The following is a 16603-nucleotide window of genomic DNA, read 5'->3' as shown; positions in this document are numbered from 1 at the left end:
ACACATGGCTGAGTTTTTCACCTCCAACCCGCTAGGCATCCTGCTGCTGATAATCGGACAGGTGCTTTTGATCGTGGTGCCCCTGCTGGTGTGCCTCGCCTTCCTGCTGTACGCGGACCGCAAGGTCTGGGCAGCGGTCCAGCTGCGTCGGGGTCCCAACGTGGTTGGCATCTTCGGCCTGCTGCAGAGCTTCGCCGACTTCGGCAAGTACATCATGAAGGAGGTCGTGGTGCCGGCGGGCGCCGACAAGTTCGTCTTCTTCCTGGCTCCATTGCTGAGCTTCGTCCTGGCCATGGTGGCCTGGGCGGTGATCCCCTTCAATGACGGTTGGGTCCTGTCGGACATCAACGTCGCGATCCTCTACGTGTTCGCCGTGTCTTCGCTGGAAGTCTACGGCGTCATCATGGGGGGCTGGGCATCGAACTCCAAATACCCGTTCCTGGGCTCGCTCCGCTCCGCGGCGCAGATGATCTCCTACGAGGTGTCCCTCGGCCTGATCATCATCGGGATCGTGATCTCGACCGGGTCGATGAACTTTGGCGACATCGTCCATGCACAGGATGGCAGCTACGGCATCTTCAGCTGGTACTGGCTGCCGCACTTCCCGATGCTGTTCCTCTTCCTGATCTCGGCCCACGCGGAAACCAACCGCCCGCCGTTCGACCTTCCGGAAGCGGAATCCGAACTGGTTGCGGGCTACCAGGTGGAATACAGCTCCACCCCGTTCCTGCTGTTCATGATCGGTGAATACGTCGCCATCGTGATGATGTGCGCGCTGACCACGACGCTGTTCCTTGGCGGCTGGCTGTCCCCGATCCCGGGCCTGCCCGACGGCTTCCTGTGGTTCTTCGGCAAGTGCCTGCTGATCTTCTTCGTCTTCGCGATGACGAAATCGGTGGTGCCGCGCTACCGCTACGACCAGCTGATGCGCATCGGCTGGAAGGTCTTCCTGCCGATCTCCCTGGTCTGGGTGATCCTGGTGGCCTTCCTTGCGAAATTCGAACTCTTCGGCGGTGCCTATGCCCGCTGGATGATTGGAGGCTGACCCATGGCGAACGTCGACTATACCCGCGCCGCCAAGTACTTCCTGCTTCTGGATATCTTCAAGGGCTTCAAGATGGGCCTGAAGTACCTGGTGAAGCCGAAGGCCACGCTGAACTACCCGCATGAAAAGGGGCCGCTGTCGCCCCGTTTCCGCGGCGAACACGCGCTGCGCCGCTATCCCAACGGGGAAGAGCGCTGCATCGCCTGCAAGCTGTGCGAGGCGATCTGCCCGGCGCAGGCCATCACCATCGACGCCGAACCGCGCGAGGACGGCTCCCGCCGGACGACGCGCTACGACATCGACATGACGAAGTGCATCTACTGCGGCTTCTGCCAGGAAGCCTGCCCGGTGGATGCGATCGTCGAGGGGCCGAACTTCGAATTCGCGACGGAAACCCGCGAGGAGCTCTTCTACAACAAGGAGAAGCTGCTGGATAACGGGGCCCGCTGGGAAGCCGAGATCGCCCGCAACCTGGAGCTGGATGCGCCCTACCGATGATCTGTTCCCGTGAACATATGCGAGCGAAAGGGGCCGGCCATGTCTGACCCCCAGAACCCGTTCGAGATGTTCATCCGGCATGCCCAGGACATGGCCAAGGCCATGAACCCGGCGCTGGAGAGCTTCACCCCCAAGGGGTTCGAGCAGCTCTGGCCGACGATGCCGAAGGAATGGATGGAGTTCGCCTTTGGCAACACCGTCAACAAGGAAGGGCTGGACGCAAAGACCCGCCTTTTCCTGACCCTCGCGGGTCTGACAATGCAGGGCGCACAGGCCGAAAGCCAGTTGCGCATCACCGTGCGCCACCTTCTGGAGGCAGGCGCCACGAAACAGGAAATCGCCGAGGCCATCGCACAGATGTCGATGTTCGCCGGTATACCCGCCATGACCAAGGCTGCCACGCTGGCCAAAGAGGTCATGGACGAACACGAGGATGATGAGACATGACTGTCGCCGCCTTCTCCTTCTACCTTTTCGCACTCTGCCTGCTGGTGGGGGGGCTGTTTACCGTCATCTCCCGGAACCCGGTGCATTCGGTGCTCTGGCTGATCCTGTCCTTCCTGTCCGCCGCGGGGCTCTTCGTCCTGCTGGGGGCGGAGTTCGTGGCGATGCTGCTGATCATCGTCTACGTCGGCGCGGTCGCGGTGCTCTTCCTCTTCGTGGTCATGATGCTGGACGTCGATTTCGCCGAGCTGAAGGCGGAGATGGCCAAGTACATGCCACTGGCGCTGCTGATCGGGGTGATCCTGCTGATGCAGTTCGGCCTGGCCTTCGGCTCCTGGACCGAGGCGGAGACGGCGGAAGCGGCGCGGATGGCCGTTGCGCCCACGGATGTTCAGAACACCGCCGCCCTGGGGCAGCTGATCTACGAACAATACTTCCTGGTCTTCCAGCTGGCGGGTCTGGTCCTGCTGGTCTCGATGATCGGGGCTATCGTCCTGACCCTGCGGCACCGCCAGGACATCAAGCGCCAGAACGTGCTGGCGCAGATGTGGCGCGATCCGGCCAAGGCGATGGAACTGAAGGATGTGAAACCGGGGCAGGGGCTCTGAGCTTCTGACCGGTGTCAAACTGCCCCGGTTTCGGCCGGGGCGTGCAGAACCCGGGGTCGCCTGACGACCCCAGCAATCAAAGCGACCCCGGAAGACCGGGGGAAGGAACGGGACAGCGATGAGCATTGCCAGCTGGATAGCCATCTTTTTCGCGGGCGCAGTCGTGCCCGTCGTGGTTGGGCTCGCCGGGAACCGTGCGGCGGGGCTGAAAGCGAAAGGAGTCCGCGGATGATCGGAATCGAACATTACCTGACGGTGGCGGCAACGCTCTTCGTCATCGGGATCTTCGGCATCTTCCTGAACCGGAAGAACGTCATCATCCTGCTGATGAGCATCGAACTGATCCTGCTGTCGGTGAACATCAACCTCGTGGCCTTCTCGAGCTTCCTCGGTGACCTCGCCGGACAGGTCTTCACCCTGTTCGTGCTGACCGTGGCGGCGGCCGAGGCGGCGATCGGCCTTGCGATCCTCGTCTGCTTCTTCCGGAACCGCGGCACCATCGCCGTGGAAGACGTCAACGTGATGAAAGGCTGAGAACATGGTCCCCATCATCCTCCTGGCGCCGCTTTTCGCGGCCATCATTGCCGGGTTCGGCTGGCGTCTGATCGGTGTGAAGGGCGCGCAGTTCCTGACCACGGGCGTCCTGATCCTGGTCTGCCTGCTGAGCTGGATCGCCTTCTTCACCACGCCCGACACCGCACAGCACGTCGAGATCCTGCGCTTCATCGAAAGCGGCACGCTTTCGACCTCCTGGGGTGTGCGGGTGGACCGGCTGACGACGATCATGCTGATCGTGGTCACCACGGTTTCCGCGCTCGTCCATGTCTACAGCTTCGGCTACATGGCGCATGACGAGAACTTCAAGGAGGGCGAGGAATATCGCCCCCGCTTCTTCGCCTACCTGTCGTTCTTCACCTTCGCCATGCTGGCGCTGGTGACCTCGGACAACCTGGTGCAGATGTTCTTTGGCTGGGAAGGCGTGGGCCTTGCGTCCTACCTTCTGATCGGCTTCTACTACAAGAAGCCCTCGGCCGGGGCTGCGGCCATGAAGGCCTTCATCGTGAACCGCGTGGGCGACTTCGGCTTCCTGCTGGGGATCCTCGGGCTGTTCCTTCTGACCGACAGCATCGACCTGGACGTCATCTTTGCCTCCGGCCCGCAACTGGCGGACACCCAGCTGACCTTCCTGTGGACCGACTGGAACGCGGCGAACCTGCTGGCCTTCCTGCTGTTCATCGGGGCCGCCGGTAAATCGGCCCAGCTCTTCCTGCACACCTGGCTGCCGGATGCGATGGAAGGCCCGACCCCGGTGTCAGCGCTGATCCACGCCGCGACCATGGTGACCGCGGGTGTCTTCATGATCTGCCGCATGTCGCCGATCATGGAATACGCCCCCGAGACGATGGCCTTCATCACCTTCATCGGTGCCACGACGGCCTTCTTCGCCGCAACGGTCGGCCTGGTGCAGAACGACATCAAGCGCGTGATCGCCTATTCGACCTGCTCGCAGCTGGGCTACATGTTCGTCGCCGCGGGCGTCGGCGTCTACTCCGCCGCGATGTTCCACCTGCTGACCCACGCCTTCTTCAAGGCGATGCTGTTCCTCGGTGCAGGTTCCGTCATCCATGCGATGCACCATGAGCAGGACATGCGGAACTACGGTGGCCTTCGCAAGAAGATCCCGATGACCTACTGGGCCATGATGATCGGCACCTTCGCCATCACCGGCGTCGGCATCCCGCTGACCCACATCGGCTTTGCGGGCTTCCTGTCGAAGGATGCCATCATCGAGAGCGCCTGGGCAGGCACCGGCGGCGGCTACGCCTTCTGGATGCTTGTCATCGCGGCACTCTTCACCAGCTTCTATTCCTGGCGGCTGATCTTCATGACCTTCTACGGCACGGCGCGGGGCGACAAGCACACCCACGATCATGCGCATGAAAGTCCGAAGGTCATGCTGATCCCCATGGGCATCCTGTCCCTGGGCGCGATCTTCGCCGGCATGCTGTGGTACGGCCAGTTCTTCGGCGACCATGAGAAGGTGAACGCCTTCTTCGGCATCCCCCACCACGCAGAGGCCGCGGCCGAAGGCGCGGAGGGCGGCCATGGAACCGCGACCGAGACCGCACATGCAACCACCGAAGCGGCGGCGGACGACCATGGCGAGGCGCATGCCGAAGCCTACGGCGCGCCGCAGGGCGCGATCTTCATGGGCCCCGACAACCACGTCATGGATGAGGCGCACCACGCCCCGGCCTGGGTCAAGGTCAGCCCCTTCGTCGCCATGCTGCTCGGCTTCGTGACGGCCTGGTATATGTACATCAAGCAACCCGCCCTGCCGGCCCGGCTGGCAAAGGCGAACCGCCCGCTGTACCTGTTCCTGCTGAACAAGTGGTACTTCGACGAGATCTACAACTTCATCTTCGTTCGCCCGGCCTTCTGGCTCGGGGGGCTGTTCTGGAAGCGCGGTGACGGCTCGCTCATCGACGGAACGGTGAACGGCGTGGCCCTGGGCATCGTGCCCTTCTTCACCTGGCTCGTCGGTCGCTGGCAGAGCGGCTACATCTTCACCTATGCATTCACGATGGTGATCGGGATCGCGGCCTTCGTGACCTTGATGACGCTCACCGGAGGGGCTCACTAATGAATAACCTTCTGTCAATCGTCACCTTCATGCCGACGATCGCGGCAGTCATCCTCGCGATCTTCCTGCGGGGCGACGACGCGGCTGCCGAGCGGAATGCCAAGTGGGTGGCGCTGATCGCCACATCGCTGACCTTCCTGGTGTCGTTGTTTATCCTCTTCCAGTTCGATCCCTCCACCGAGGGGCTGCAGCTGATCGAGGATCATCCCTGGCTGCTGGGCCTGCGCTACAAGATGGGCGTCGACGGCATCTCGGTCCTCTTCGTGATGCTGACGACCTTCATGATGCCGATCACCATCCTGGCGTCCTGGAACATCAACACCCGGGTGAAGGAATACATGATCGCCTTCCTGGTGCTGGAGACCCTGATGCTGGGCGTCTTCATGGCGCTGGACATGGTGCTGTTCTACGTCTTCTTCGAAGCGGGCCTGATCCCGATGTTCCTGATCATCGGCATCTGGGGCGGTCCGAACCGGGTCTACGCAACCTTCAAGTTCTTCCTCTACACCTTCCTCGGGTCGGTGATGATGCTGATCTCGATGGTCGCGATCTTCCACCACACCCAGACCACCGACATCGTGGCGCTGCTGGATTACGACTTCTCCTCCGACCCGATCACGATCTGGGGCGTGACGATCCCGGGCGGGTTCCAGACGCTGCTGTTCTTCGGCTTCTTCGTGGGCTTCGCCGTGAAGACGCCGATGTGGCCGGTCCATACCTGGCTGCCTGACGCGCACGTGCAGGCGCCGACCGCCGGGTCGGTCGACCTTGCGGCGATCCTGCTGAAGATGGGCGGCTACGGCTTCCTGCGCTTCTCCTTCCCGATGTTCCCGGTGGGCGCCGACGTGCTGACGCCGCTGGTGCTGTGGCTGTCGGTGATCGCCATCGTCTACACCTCGCTCGTGGCGCTGGTGCAGACCGACATGAAGAAGCTGATCGCCTATTCCTCGGTCGCGCACATGGGCTATGTCACCATGGGCATCTTCGCCGCCAACCAGAACGGCATCGACGGTGCGATGTTCCAGATGCTCAGCCACGGCTTCATCTCCGCCGGTCTGTTCCTGGGCGTGGGCGTGATCTATGACCGGATGCACACCCGGGAGATTTCGGCCTATGGCGGCCTGGTCAACCGGATGCCGATCTACGCGCTGATCTTCCTGTTCTTCACGATGGCCAACGTCGGCCTGCCGGGGACCTCTGGCTTCATCGGTGAATTCCTCACCCTGCTGGGTATCTTCCAGGTGAACACCTGGATCACCGCCTTCGCCGCAACCGGCGTGATCCTGTCGGCCAGCTACGCGCTGTTCCTGTTCCGTCGGGTGGTGATGGGTGACCTGATCAAGGAAAGCCTGAAGGGCATCAAGGACATGGACCTGCGGGAGAAGGTGATCTTCGGCCCGCTGGTCGCGATGACCCTGTTCCTGGGCATCTACCCGAGCTTCGTCACGGACATCGTCGGCCCCACGGTCTCGGTGTTGGTCGAAAACCATCACGCCGCCCTCGACGCGGCCGGTCGCGGCAGCGACATGGCTGCGCCCGTGGCTGCATCGCACTGACCTGGAGGCCAAAAGACAATGTTTCAGGCTGATCTGAACGTCATTCTGCCGGAGATCCTGCTGGCGATCTACGCGATGCTCGCCCTTGTCGTCGTGGTCTACACGGGCAAGGACAAGCTGAGCGGTCCGCTGGCCTGGATCACCGCGGCGGTGCTGCTGCTGGCGGCCATCTGGGTCGGCAGCCGGGAAACGGCGGAGGCGGCCTTTGCCGGGTCCTTCAACGCCGACGGTTTCGCGAAGTTCACCAAGGTGGCGATCCTGCTCTCTGCGGCGGCCGTCCTGGCCATGGGGCAGGACTACCTGTCGCGCCGCGGCGTGAAATCCTTCGAATATCCCGTGCTGGTGGTGCTTGCGGTCATCGGCATGATGGTCATGGTCTCCGCCGGGGATCTGATCGTGCTCTACATGGGCCTCGAGCTGATGTCGCTCGCGCTCTACGTCGTGGCCTCGCTGCGGCGCGACAGCGTGAAGTCCACCGAAGCGGGCCTGAAGTACTTCGTCCTGGGCTCGCTCAGCTCGGGCATGCTTCTGTATGGCTCCTCGCTGGTCTACGGCTTCTCCGGCACGACGCTCTTCTCGGGCATCATCGAGGCCGCGGGTGAGGGGCATGCGCCGCTTGGCCTGCTCTTCGGCCTGGTCTTCATGATCGCGGGCATGGCCTTCAAGGTGTCCGCCGTGCCGTTCCACATGTGGACGCCGGATGTCTACGAAGGCGCGCCGACGCCTATCACCGCTTTCTTTGCCACCGCCCCCAAGGTTGCGGCGATGGCACTGTTCGCCCGCGTCGTGCATTCCGCCTTCGGTGGCATCACCGAAGACTGGCAACAGGTGATCGCGCTGATCTCGCTGCTGTCGATGTTCCTGGGCTCGCTCGCCGCCATCGGTCAGACCAACATCAAGCGCCTGATGGCCTATTCGTCGATCACGCACATGGGCTTTGCCCTGATGGGCCTGGCTTCCGGCACGGCCTTCGGTGTGCAGGCGATGCTGATCTACATGTCGATCTACGTGGTCATGAACATCGGCGTCTTCGCCTTCATCATGTCGATGGAGCGGGATGGCCAGCCGGTAACCGACATCACCGCGCTGAACATGTACTCTGCCTCCTACCCGGGGCGCGCCCTGGCGGTGCTGGTGCTGATGTTCTCGCTGGCCGGCGTGCCGCCGATGCTGGGCTTCTTCAGCAAGATCTACGTGCTGACGGCGGCCTATGAAGGTGGCCTGGTCTGGCTGGCGATCATGGGCGTGATCGCCTCGGTGATCGGTGCCTTCTACTACCTGCGCATCGTCTACTTCATGTACTTCAGCAACTATGCGGAGCCGCTCGACAAGTCGAAGAGCCCGGTGCTCTGGGGCTTCCTCATGGCCTCGGCGGTCATCATGGTGGCCGGTGCCGTGAACCTGTTCGGCATCGAGGGCCTGGCCGAGGCCGCGGCAGCGACGCTTGTCAATTAACGGTTGGGAGGAATGGTGGCCTTCCTCGGAAGAGGTCATCGACCTCGAAGAGACGGACAGCACCATGAGCGAGGCGGCGCGACGAGCGCCGCCTCCTCCTCATTGTGACCTCTGGATCCTGGCGCGCCGGCAGACGGCGGGGCGGGGCACCCGGGGCCGCAGCTGGACCCTGCCCGAGGGCAACCTGGCCACGACCTACCTGACGCGCGGCACCAGGCCGCCGCAGGAGGCCGCCCTGATGTCCTTCGAGGCCGCCCTGGCCCTTGGCGACACCCTGGCCAGTTACACCGACCAGATCGCGCTGAAATGGCCCAATGATGTGCTGGTGCGCGGCTGCAAGATCGCGGGCATCCTTCTGGAGAGCGCAAGCGGTGGTACGGGCGAGCCCTGGCTGTCGATCGGGTTCGGCGTGAACATAGCCGCCGTGCCGCCGGCCGCCGCGTTGCGGGCAGGGGGGCTTCGCCCGATCAGCCTGGCCGATCTCGGCGCCCGGTCGATCCGGGATCAGGAGGCCCCGCCGGGTGTGGAAGAGGTGCTGAGCCTGCTGGCATCGAACCTGCGGCGCTATCGCAAGATCTACGAGGACGAGGGGTTCGAGCCCATCCGCCGCGCCTGGACCGCGCGCGCGCATGGGCTCGGCACCAGGGTGGAAGTGACCACCGGACAGACCGTGCAGCGCGGCATGTTCCGGGGGCTGGGCGAGGACGGGTGCCTTGTCCTGGAGACGGCCCGAGGGCCGGTGCGGATCGCTTCGGGCGATGTACGCTACGAGGAGGAAAACCATGCTTCTGGCAATTGACTGCGGCAATACCAACACCGTCTTCTCGGTCTGGGACGGAGAGGAGTCGCTGTGCACCTTCCGGACCTCGACCGAGCATCAGCGGACGGCGGACCAGTACTATGTCTGGCTTTCGACTTTGCTCGTGCACAACAAGATCGCCATGGACATCGACTCGGTGATCATCTCCTCGACCGTGCCGCGGGTGGTCTTCAACCTGCGGGTCCTGGCGGACCGCTACTTCAACTGCCGCCCGCTGGTGGTGGGCAAGCCGGAATGCGCCCTGCCGAACCCGCCACGGGTGGACGAGGGGACGCAGGTGGGCCCGGACCGGCTGGTGAATGCCGCGGGGGCCTTCGACCGCTACGGCGGCGACCTGATCGTGGTGGACTTCGGCACGGCCACGACCTTTGACGTGGTGTCGCAGGACGGGGCCTATGTGGGCGGCGTGATCGCCCCCGGCGTCAACCTGTCGCTGCAGGCCCTGCACGAGGCGGCGGCCGCGCTGCCGCATGTGGATGTCACCAAGCCGCAGAAGGTCATCGGGACCAATACCGTGGCCTGCATGCAGAGCGGTGTCTTCTGGGGCTATGTCGGCCTCGTCCGGGGGATCTGCGACCAGATCAAGGGCGAATACGAACGTCCCATGCGTATTATCTCTACCGGGGGGCTTGCACCTCTGTTCCAGCAGGGCGATACGCTGTTCGACCACTTTGATGAATTCCTGACCATCCACGGCCTCAGGGTCATCCACGACTTCAACCAGTCATTGGGGACTACATGAGCAACGAACGGCTGATCTACCTGCCTCTGGGCGGCGCCGGCGAAATCGGCATGAACGCCTATGTCTACGGCTACGGTGAACCCGGGCAGGAGCGGCTGATCCTTGTCGATATGGGCGTCGCCTTCCCGGACATGGACACGACCCCCGGGGTCGACCTGATCTTTGCCGATGTGACCTGGCTCGAACAGAACAAGGACCGCCTGGAGGCGGTCTTCATCACCCATGCGCACGAAGATCACGTCGGCGCCGTGGGGCATCTGTACCAGCGTCTCGGCAATCCGAAGATCATCGCACGCGCCTTTACCGCCAATATCGCCCGCGGCAAGCTGGCCGAATACGGCGTGCCGGACGAGGCGGTCACCACTGCCTCCGCCTGGCCCGCGACGGTGAATGCCGGCCCCTTCAAGATCGGCTTCCTGCCGATCTCCCACTCGATCCCCGAAAGCTCCGGCCTGGTGATCGACACGCCGGCAGGCCGCGTCCTGCACACCGGCGACTTCAAGCTGGATCCGAACCCGCTGGTGGGCGAGGCCTGGGATCCTGAACTTTGGGCGGATGTCGCCAAGGGGGGCGTCAAGGCGCTGGTCTGCGACAGCACCAACGTCTTCAGCCCGAACCCCGGCCGGTCCGAGGCCGAGGTCGGCCCCGAGGTCGAGAAGCTGGTGGCGGACGCCAAGTACATGGTCGTCGCCACGACCTTCGCGTCCAACGTGGCGCGCGTGCGGACCCTGGCCGAGGCCGGGGAACGTGCCGGGCGGTCGATCTGCCTGATGGGCCGCGCCATGCGCCGCATGGTCGAGGCGGGGCTGGAAACCGGCGTGCTGTCGTCCTTCCCCAAGGTCGTCAGCCCCGAAGAGGCCCGCGAGATCCCGCGCGAGAACCTGATGCTGCTCGTCACCGGCAGCCAGGGCGAACGCCGCGCCGCCTCCGCCCAGCTGGCACGGGGCAAGCACCACGGCATGACCCTGCAGGAAGGAGACATGTTCCTGTTCTCCTCCAAGACCATTCCGGGCAACGAGAAGGGCGTCATCGCGATCATGAACCAGCTATCCGAGCTGGGCGTGGACGTGGTCGATGATCACTCGGGCCGCTACCACGTGTCGGGCCACGCCAACCGCCCCGACCTGGAGACGATGCACCGCGTGACCGAGCCGCAGATGGTGATCCCGATGCACGGGGAGCACCGTCACCTGCGCGAGCATGCCAAGATCGCCATGGCCGCCGGCCGTGCGGCCGAGGTCTGCGTCAACGGCATGATGCTGGACCTGTCGGGCAATGCGCCCAAGGTGGTCGAACATGTGGAAACCGGGCGCACCTACCTGGATGGTTCGGTGCAGATCGGCTACCTCGACGGGATCGTGCGGGACCGGATCCGCATGGCGCTGAACGGCCATGTCACCGTGACGGCCGTGCTGGACGAGGAAGACGAGCCGCTTGGCGATCCCTGGTGCGACCTGATGGGCCTGCCGGAAACGGGCAAGTCCAACGCGCCTCTGTCGGACGTGCTGGAGCATGACCTGAGCCAGTTCCTGGGCCGGGCCGATGCGAAGACCCTGCGGGACGATGCGAAGCTGGAAGAGGCCCTGCGCCGGATCGTCCGCAACTCCGCCAACGACGAGATCGGCAAGAAGCCCGAGGTCACGGTGGTGGTGTCGCGCCTGACACCCTGATCGTCTTTCGGGGCAGGGGGCGGCGCATCCAGCTGCCCCGGCTGACGACCCGAGCGAAACCTTCATCCTCCAGCCCGGCGCCCTCTGCGTCGGGCTGTTGCGTTTCCAGCTCCGACAGGAGGGCCAGCAAGCCCGGGGACCTGTGCGCGATCGGGTCGAACTGCAGGCCCATGCGGCGATCAGAGGTCCAGCGCAGATCGGAGCGGAACCCGCCCACGTCCTGCAGGCGGAAGATCAGCCCGGTGAAGCGACCGTAGTTCGCCACATGCATCGGCAGGCAGATGCCAGCCCCGCCAAGGGAGATGTCGACCAGCTGCGCGGTGACCGAGAGGTCGTTGAAGATCAGCGTGCAGGGGCGCCGCAGGGCATAGCGGCGGTGGCGGCGGCGTGTCTGCAGGTTTTCCGGGGGTATCACGATGCTCATGGCGGGCTCCCTTTGCCGCAGTATTCGGCGGGGCCCCTTACCAGAGCGTGAAGAGCGCAGGCGAAGTGACGCGAATTGGCGCCGTTCGGGCAAGGAAAAACGCCCCGGCCATGGGGCCGGGGCGTTCTGAATTCCGTTTGGGGTCAGGTCTGCTTTCGCGATCAGCTTTCGGGGGCAGGTCAGCTGGCGCGACGCTGCTCGAAGGAGAGGGCGATGAAGCTGGGCAGGTGATCGCCCATGCCCACGACCTTGTTGTCGTTGCCACGCGACTTGCCGCCGCGGGAAGAGCGGGGCTTGCTGTCGGAAGAAGAGTTGCTCTTCTCCGCGGTCTTGTTTTCCGGGCTCTTCTTCTCGGACCGTTCTGCGCGGGCGGGCTTTTCCTCTGCCACGGGGGCGGGCTGCTGCGCCTCTGCCGCGACGGGGGCCGCGTCCTTCTGCTCATCGCGGGAGCGGGTCCGGCTGCGCGAGCGGGAGCGGGACCGGGAGGAGGAGCGGGTGCCCTCTTCTTCGGCTGCAGGGGCCGGGGTCTCTTGCTTCGCGGGCTTTTCGACGCCCGGCAGTTCAAGGCGGGGGATCTCCATCGAGACGAGCGCCTCGATCTCGGCGAAGTTCTTTTCGTCGCGCGGGGTGCAGATCATGATCGCCTTGCCCTTGCGGCCGGCGCGGCCGGTCCGGCCGATGCGGTGCACGTAGTCCTCGGAATGGGAGGGCACGTCGAAGTTGAACACGTGGGAAACGGAGGGCACGTCGAGACCGCGCGCCGCCACGTCGGAGGCGCAGAGGATCTTCAGGGAGCCGTCACGGAAGCCGTCCAGCGTCTTCATCCGCTGGGACTGGTCCAGGTCGCCATGGATCGGTGCAGCGTCATAGCCGTACTTTTTCAGGGACTTGGCGGTCACGTCCACGTCGGTCTTGCGGTTGCAGAAGACGATGGCGTTGGTCAGGCTGTCGCCTTCCATGTCGATCAGCTGTCGCAGGATGCGGCGCTTCTCGGAGCCTTCGCGGTCCTTCCGGGTCGGCTTGTACATGACCACTTGCTGGGTGATCGTGTCGGAGGTCGTGGCCTGCCGCGCCACCTCGATCCGCTCGGGTGCGGAGAGGAAGGTGTTGGTGATCCGTTCGATTTCCGGCGCCATGGTGGCGGAGAAGAACAGGGTCTGACGGGTGAAGGGCGTCAGGGAGAAGATGCGTTCGATGTCGGGGATGAAGCCCATGTCGAGCATGCGGTCGGCTTCGTCCACGACCATGACTTCCACGCCGGTCAGCAGCAGCTTGCCGCGCTCGAAGTGGTCCAGCAGGCGGCCCGGGGTGGCGATCAGCACGTCGACGCCGCGGTCGATCAGGGCATCCTGTTCCTTGAAGGAGACGCCGCCGATCAACAGCGCTTTCGTCAGCTTCAGGTACTTGGTGTACATGTCGAAGTTTTCTGCGACCTGGGCTGCCAGTTCCCGGGTGGGGCAGAGCACCAGCGAACGCGGCATGCGGGCGCGGGCGCGGCCCTTGGCCAGGCGGGTGATCATCGGCAGGGTGAAGGAAGCCGTCTTGCCGGTGCCGGTCTGGGCGATGCCCAGCACATCCTTGCCCTTCAGGGCATGGGGAATCGCGCCCGCCTGAATCGGCGTCGGCGCCTCGTATCCGGCGTCTGCGATGGCTTTCAGGACCTTCGGGTCCAGGTCGAGGTCAGAGAACTTGGTCATATGTATCCGATCTATACGGACACTGTTTGGCCCGTAGCGTCTAACGTCCCAGGGCCCGATGGGCCCCTCGCGCCTGTCTTTGGCGCGATTTACGAGCGGGGGCATATCCCAGATGGGGCAAAAGGTCAATCTGACTGGGGCTTTGCCGAGGCGAATCCCGGGAAACAGAGGGTTTCTGTCGCGCGTTTGCGGCGAGGGGCCGGTGGCCGGGCGCAGAAAGGGGGGCGGAGCCCTGCAAAAAGCTCTGTCGGACCGCTGTCAGCTGGGGGCCTCGGGGAAGTGCTTGCGGCGCAGCGCGGGCAGATCCATCACCGCCTCCCGCAGCAGCCCTTCCTGCATCAACCGCTCTCTCAGGTCGGGCATGTCGGCGCAGACCTCGGTGAAGAAGCGCCGCAGGCCCGCTTCGCCTTCGGTGTCTTCGAGGGTGGACAGCAGGGTGTGCAGGTTGACCGCGCCGGTCAGGGCCGGGCGGTTCGGTTTCAGGTCCGCGCGGTAGGCGCCCCGGCTCAGCCGGAAGCGGAAATGGGCCTTCCATGCCTCCCACGAGGGCGCGTGGAGGTGCGCAAGGGCGATCTGTGGGAGCTCCGTCTGGGCGGGATCTTCCTCTCCGCCGGCGACGAGGCGATGGATCTTGAAACGGACGTTCTGCAAGCCCTTGCGCACAAACAGCTTCCCGGCCACGTGGGAGAGCATGCCGCCGTTGAGGTAGGCGCCGAACTCCGGGTAGATCCGTGCCGTTTCTGCCTGGCGCTGCGCCTGCGGCAGGGAGAAGGCGCGCAGGCGGATGAGTGCGGAGGGCGGCGAGCCGGGGGGCGGGGCCAGCATCTCCTGCGGGCGCATGCGGGCGGACAGGATCGAGGCAGGCAGCGCCGTCAACGCCTCCGACACGGTGGTTTCGGGCAGCAGGAATTCATCGACGTCGATATGGCCCAGCCAGTCCAGCGTGTTCTTGCGGGTATAGCAATGGCTGGCGTTGATCACCTGCCGCAGCTGGTGTTTCTCCGGGCGCCCGGTCGTCGAACGGCGTTTCCAGTAGCTGTCGTCACAGCGGATCGCGCTGATCCTGGGGTGGGCCTTCAGCAGCGGGTAGACCGGATCCTGCGGATCGTCGAGGAAGATGGTCAGCCGGCGTGCGCCAAGTTCCAGGTGCCAGGCGGCGAAGTTCAGCACGGCCTCCGCCGGGGCCCTGATGGTGGCGACGAGGCCCCAGGTCGCGCTCATGCGGGGATGTCTTCCGGCAGGCGGCCGAAGACCCGGAGGCAGCGCGCGTCGAGGTCCAGGTCGCGGGTCACCAGCATGCCGTATTGCGCCAGCCTGTCGCGCAGTTCGGGGGTGTCCGCGCAGACCTCTTCATAAAGCTGATGCAGGCCCTTTTCCCCTTCTTCGGCAATGAGATAGGTGAGCACGTCATGCAGGGTGAAATGGTTTTCGCGCGGGCGGTAGGAGCCCTGGGCAAGGCGGAAGTCCAGCTTGTCGATGAAGTCTTCCCAGGACCGGACATGGGCATGGCCGACCCAGCCGCCCAGCAGGGTTGCGCGGTTCTGGACCTGCTTTTCCCCGATGTAGGGGCGGTGGAGGTCCAGGCGGAGCCCCTTGATCCCCGTGCGGACGATGGACTTGCCCTGGATATGCCCGACGAAGCCGCCGCGCAGGTGTTCTCCGAAGGTGGGGTAGACGGCGGAGGTGGCGTATTTCTCGTGCCCGGCATCGCGGTCGGTCAGCTTGAAGTGCATTTCGCCCCCCGCCAGCAGTTCGGCCGGGTGCAGTTGCAGCACGGCGACCTTGGGCGGCAGGTGGGCCAGCACCCAGGACAGCCGGCGCGGGGGCATCAGGTATTCGTCCACGTCGATATGGGCGAGGAAGTGATGCTGGCAGCGCTCGTAGCTGCGCGTCGCGTTGCGGCACTGGCGCTGGCGGTGGTCGACGGGGCGCGGCCGGTCGAAGCTGGCCCAGTGGGCCGCGTCGCAGGGGATGACGTTGACGCGTGGTTCGGCGGCGAAGAAGGCGGTGGCGGCCGGGTCGGGCGCATCGAGGTAGAGGTCGATCTGCGCCGCGCCTTCATCGAGGTGGTAGGCGGTGAAGCGGGCGAGCTCTGCCAGCGGGGCCTTCACGGTGGCGGCGATCGCCCAGGTCACCTTGTCCGGATCCTGTTCAAGGGGCAGCCCCTCTGTCGACGCGATGGCGCGGCTGTCGGTTACCTTCTTGATCTGAAAGAGCTTCCTGGCTTCGCGCGCCTCGCCTTTGCGGCGGGCCTCCCGCATGGTGCGGAAGCGGCGGAAGACGGTGCGCTCATCCTCGTCCAGCAGGAGCAGCAGGCGCTGCGCGAGGGGCCAGATCACCGCGTCCTGCGCCGCGTCCTGCCAGAGCCGGCCCAGCATGTTCACGTCCAGCCCGCCGGAGTGGATGGCGTAGGGATCCATTTTCAGGGCCAGGACACGCGGCCGCTTGCGCTGCTCGCTGAAAGCTTCCCATGGTTCCGCCCCGGAGTGCAGGCGCTCCGTCTCGTAGAGCTTCATGGTGGAAAAGAGCACGGTCAGCGCATGGCCGATGCGGCGCTGGATCTCATTCTCACCGTGATCGGCGAAGGTGGTCACCGCAGAGACCATCCAGCGGGCATCGAGGTGTTCGAGCAGGAAGTCCGCCTCTTCGCGCCACATGCGCAGGAAGAGGGGCGCCGTCTGGGACGGCTGGTCGCGCCGGCGCAGGTTGGCGATCAGCAGGCCATGCAGCGCCAGGAGCTCCGGCTCGCCTTCGAACTGGGCCGTGAGCTCCCTCATCTTGTAGGCGAAGCTGGAGCGGGAGGAGCGGAAGGGCTCCTCCACCGGGTGGACCATGCGGGTCCGGAGGGGCCGGAAATCGAGGTTCTCCGGCGGAAGGGCCTCTCCGGGGGCGAAGGTCATCGGCGCGCGTCGCCCCTCCATCTGGGCAATCACGCGCCGAAAACCGCCATATGTAGAAGAGCCGCTCATGACGCCACCATGCCCCCGGAGCGACCCCCTC

At 64.8% G+C, this 16603-nt stretch carries 15 protein-coding genes; 11 read left to right on the top strand and 4 right to left on the bottom strand.

Annotation, left to right across the window (positions count from 1 at the left end; all coding sequences use genetic code 11):
• The first annotated feature begins 4 nt into the window (after positions 1-4).
• From nuoH to AC2IR1_RS15460, 11 genes are all read left to right on the top strand, one after another.
• On the top strand, positions 5-1045 hold the full coding sequence (nuoH, locus tag AC2IR1_RS15510) for an NADH-quinone oxidoreductase subunit NuoH (RefSeq protein WP_486472873.1): 1041 nt from the start codon (positions 5-7) through the stop codon (positions 1043-1045).
• Between the two features lie 3 nt (positions 1046-1048).
• Positions 1049-1543 carry an NADH-quinone oxidoreductase subunit NuoI gene (gene nuoI / locus AC2IR1_RS15505; protein WP_486472872.1) on the top strand — a complete coding sequence of 165 codons (495 nt, stop codon included), beginning with the start codon at positions 1049-1051 and terminating at the stop codon, positions 1541-1543.
• Positions 1544-1582: 39 nt separating this feature from the next.
• A complete protein-coding gene (locus tag AC2IR1_RS15500; RefSeq protein ID WP_486472871.1) occupies positions 1583-1990 on the top strand; it encodes a carboxymuconolactone decarboxylase family protein in 408 nt (135 codons plus the stop codon).
• Entirely contained in the window at positions 1987-2595 is a 609-nt protein-coding gene (locus tag AC2IR1_RS15495; RefSeq protein ID WP_486472870.1) for an NADH-quinone oxidoreductase subunit J, read from the top strand. Before AC2IR1_RS15500 ends, AC2IR1_RS15495 begins: the two co-directional genes overlap by 4 nt.
• A 228-nt stretch (positions 2596-2823) precedes the next feature.
• Entirely contained in the window at positions 2824-3129 is a 306-nt protein-coding gene (gene nuoK, locus AC2IR1_RS15490) for an NADH-quinone oxidoreductase subunit NuoK (protein ID WP_167688014.1), read from the top strand.
• A gap of 4 nt (positions 3130-3133) precedes the next feature.
• Entirely contained in the window at positions 3134-5239 is a 2106-nt protein-coding gene (gene nuoL / locus AC2IR1_RS15485; RefSeq protein ID WP_486472869.1) for an NADH-quinone oxidoreductase subunit L, read from the top strand.
• Complete coding sequence (locus AC2IR1_RS15480; protein ID WP_486472868.1) at positions 5239-6795, top strand: NADH-quinone oxidoreductase subunit M; 1557 nt, start codon at positions 5239-5241, stop codon at positions 6793-6795. Before nuoL ends, AC2IR1_RS15480 begins: the two co-directional genes overlap by 1 nt.
• Before the next feature lie 18 nt (positions 6796-6813).
• Positions 6814-8250 (top strand): NADH-quinone oxidoreductase subunit NuoN, encoded by a 1437-nt coding sequence (gene nuoN / locus AC2IR1_RS15475; RefSeq protein ID WP_486472867.1) that lies wholly within the window; start codon positions 6814-6816, stop codon positions 8248-8250.
• Positions 8240-9049, top strand: coding sequence for a biotin--[acetyl-CoA-carboxylase] ligase (locus AC2IR1_RS15470; RefSeq protein ID WP_486472866.1), 810 nt, complete (start codon positions 8240-8242; stop codon positions 9047-9049). Before nuoN ends, AC2IR1_RS15470 begins: the two co-directional genes overlap by 11 nt.
• Complete coding sequence (locus AC2IR1_RS15465) at positions 9033-9812, top strand: type III pantothenate kinase (protein ID WP_486472865.1); 780 nt, start codon at positions 9033-9035, stop codon at positions 9810-9812. The genes AC2IR1_RS15470 and AC2IR1_RS15465 overlap by 17 nt, the downstream gene beginning before the upstream one ends.
• Positions 9809-11482, top strand: coding sequence for a ribonuclease J (locus AC2IR1_RS15460; RefSeq protein WP_486472864.1), 1674 nt, complete (start codon positions 9809-9811; stop codon positions 11480-11482). The genes AC2IR1_RS15465 and AC2IR1_RS15460 overlap by 4 nt, the downstream gene beginning before the upstream one ends.
• On the opposite strand, the gene AC2IR1_RS15455 is transcribed toward AC2IR1_RS15460, so the two are convergent.
• The 4 genes from AC2IR1_RS15455 to AC2IR1_RS15440 all read right to left on the bottom strand — a co-directional run bounded on the left by AC2IR1_RS15455 (position 11451) and on the right by AC2IR1_RS15440 (position 16572).
• A complete protein-coding gene (locus tag AC2IR1_RS15455) occupies positions 11451-11906 on the bottom strand; it encodes a PilZ domain-containing protein (RefSeq protein WP_486472863.1) in 456 nt (151 codons plus the stop codon). The genes AC2IR1_RS15460 and AC2IR1_RS15455 overlap by 32 nt on opposite strands.
• Positions 11907-12085: 179 nt before the next feature.
• Positions 12086-13603, bottom strand: a complete 1518-nt coding sequence (locus AC2IR1_RS15450; RefSeq protein ID WP_486472862.1) for a DEAD/DEAH box helicase — start codon at positions 13601-13603, stop codon at positions 12086-12088.
• 258 nt (positions 13604-13861) lie between these two features.
• Positions 13862-14824 carry a glycosyltransferase family 2 protein gene (locus AC2IR1_RS15445; protein ID WP_486472861.1) on the bottom strand — a complete coding sequence of 321 codons (963 nt, stop codon included), beginning with the start codon at positions 14822-14824 and terminating at the stop codon, positions 13862-13864.
• On the bottom strand, positions 14821-16572 hold the full coding sequence (locus AC2IR1_RS15440; RefSeq protein WP_486472860.1) for a glycosyltransferase family 2 protein: 1752 nt from the start codon (positions 16570-16572) through the stop codon (positions 14821-14823). The genes AC2IR1_RS15445 and AC2IR1_RS15440 overlap by 4 nt, the downstream gene beginning before the upstream one ends.
• Positions 16573-16603 lie beyond the last annotated feature (31 nt).

The sequence above is a fragment of the Pseudooceanicola sp. NS-SX8 genome (assembly GCF_057380755.1).
This window is presented reverse-complemented; position numbering and strand designations above follow the sequence as displayed.

Bases quoted from the DNA above. Each gene is read 5' to 3' on its own strand.
- AC2IR1_RS15440 (WP_486472860.1), bottom strand. From the start codon at position 16,572: ATGAGCGGCTCTTCTACATATGGCGGTTTTCGGCGCGTGATTGCCCAG.
- AC2IR1_RS15500 (WP_486472871.1), top strand. From the start codon at position 1,583: ATGTCTGACCCCCAGAACCCGTTCGAGATGTTCATCCGGCATGCCCAG.
- AC2IR1_RS15445 (WP_486472861.1), bottom strand. From the start codon at position 14,824: ATGAGCGCGACCTGGGGCCTCGTCGCCACCATCAGGGCCCCGGCGGAG.
- AC2IR1_RS15495 (WP_486472870.1), top strand. From the start codon at position 1,987: ATGACTGTCGCCGCCTTCTCCTTCTACCTTTTCGCACTCTGCCTGCTG.
- AC2IR1_RS15450 (WP_486472862.1), bottom strand. From the start codon at position 13,603: ATGACCAAGTTCTCTGACCTCGACCTGGACCCGAAGGTCCTGAAAGCC.
- nuoH (WP_486472873.1), top strand. From the start codon at position 5: ATGGCTGAGTTTTTCACCTCCAACCCGCTAGGCATCCTGCTGCTGATA.
- AC2IR1_RS15480 (WP_486472868.1), top strand. From the start codon at position 5,239: ATGAATAACCTTCTGTCAATCGTCACCTTCATGCCGACGATCGCGGCA.
- AC2IR1_RS15455 (WP_486472863.1), bottom strand. From the start codon at position 11,906: ATGAGCATCGTGATACCCCCGGAAAACCTGCAGACACGCCGCCGCCAC.
- nuoK (WP_167688014.1), top strand. From the start codon at position 2,824: ATGATCGGAATCGAACATTACCTGACGGTGGCGGCAACGCTCTTCGTC.
- nuoL (WP_486472869.1), top strand. From the start codon at position 3,134: ATGGTCCCCATCATCCTCCTGGCGCCGCTTTTCGCGGCCATCATTGCC.
- AC2IR1_RS15465 (WP_486472865.1), top strand. From the start codon at position 9,033: ATGCTTCTGGCAATTGACTGCGGCAATACCAACACCGTCTTCTCGGTC.
- nuoI (WP_486472872.1), top strand. From the start codon at position 1,049: ATGGCGAACGTCGACTATACCCGCGCCGCCAAGTACTTCCTGCTTCTG.
- AC2IR1_RS15460 (WP_486472864.1), top strand. From the start codon at position 9,809: ATGAGCAACGAACGGCTGATCTACCTGCCTCTGGGCGGCGCCGGCGAA.
- nuoN (WP_486472867.1), top strand. From the start codon at position 6,814: ATGTTTCAGGCTGATCTGAACGTCATTCTGCCGGAGATCCTGCTGGCG.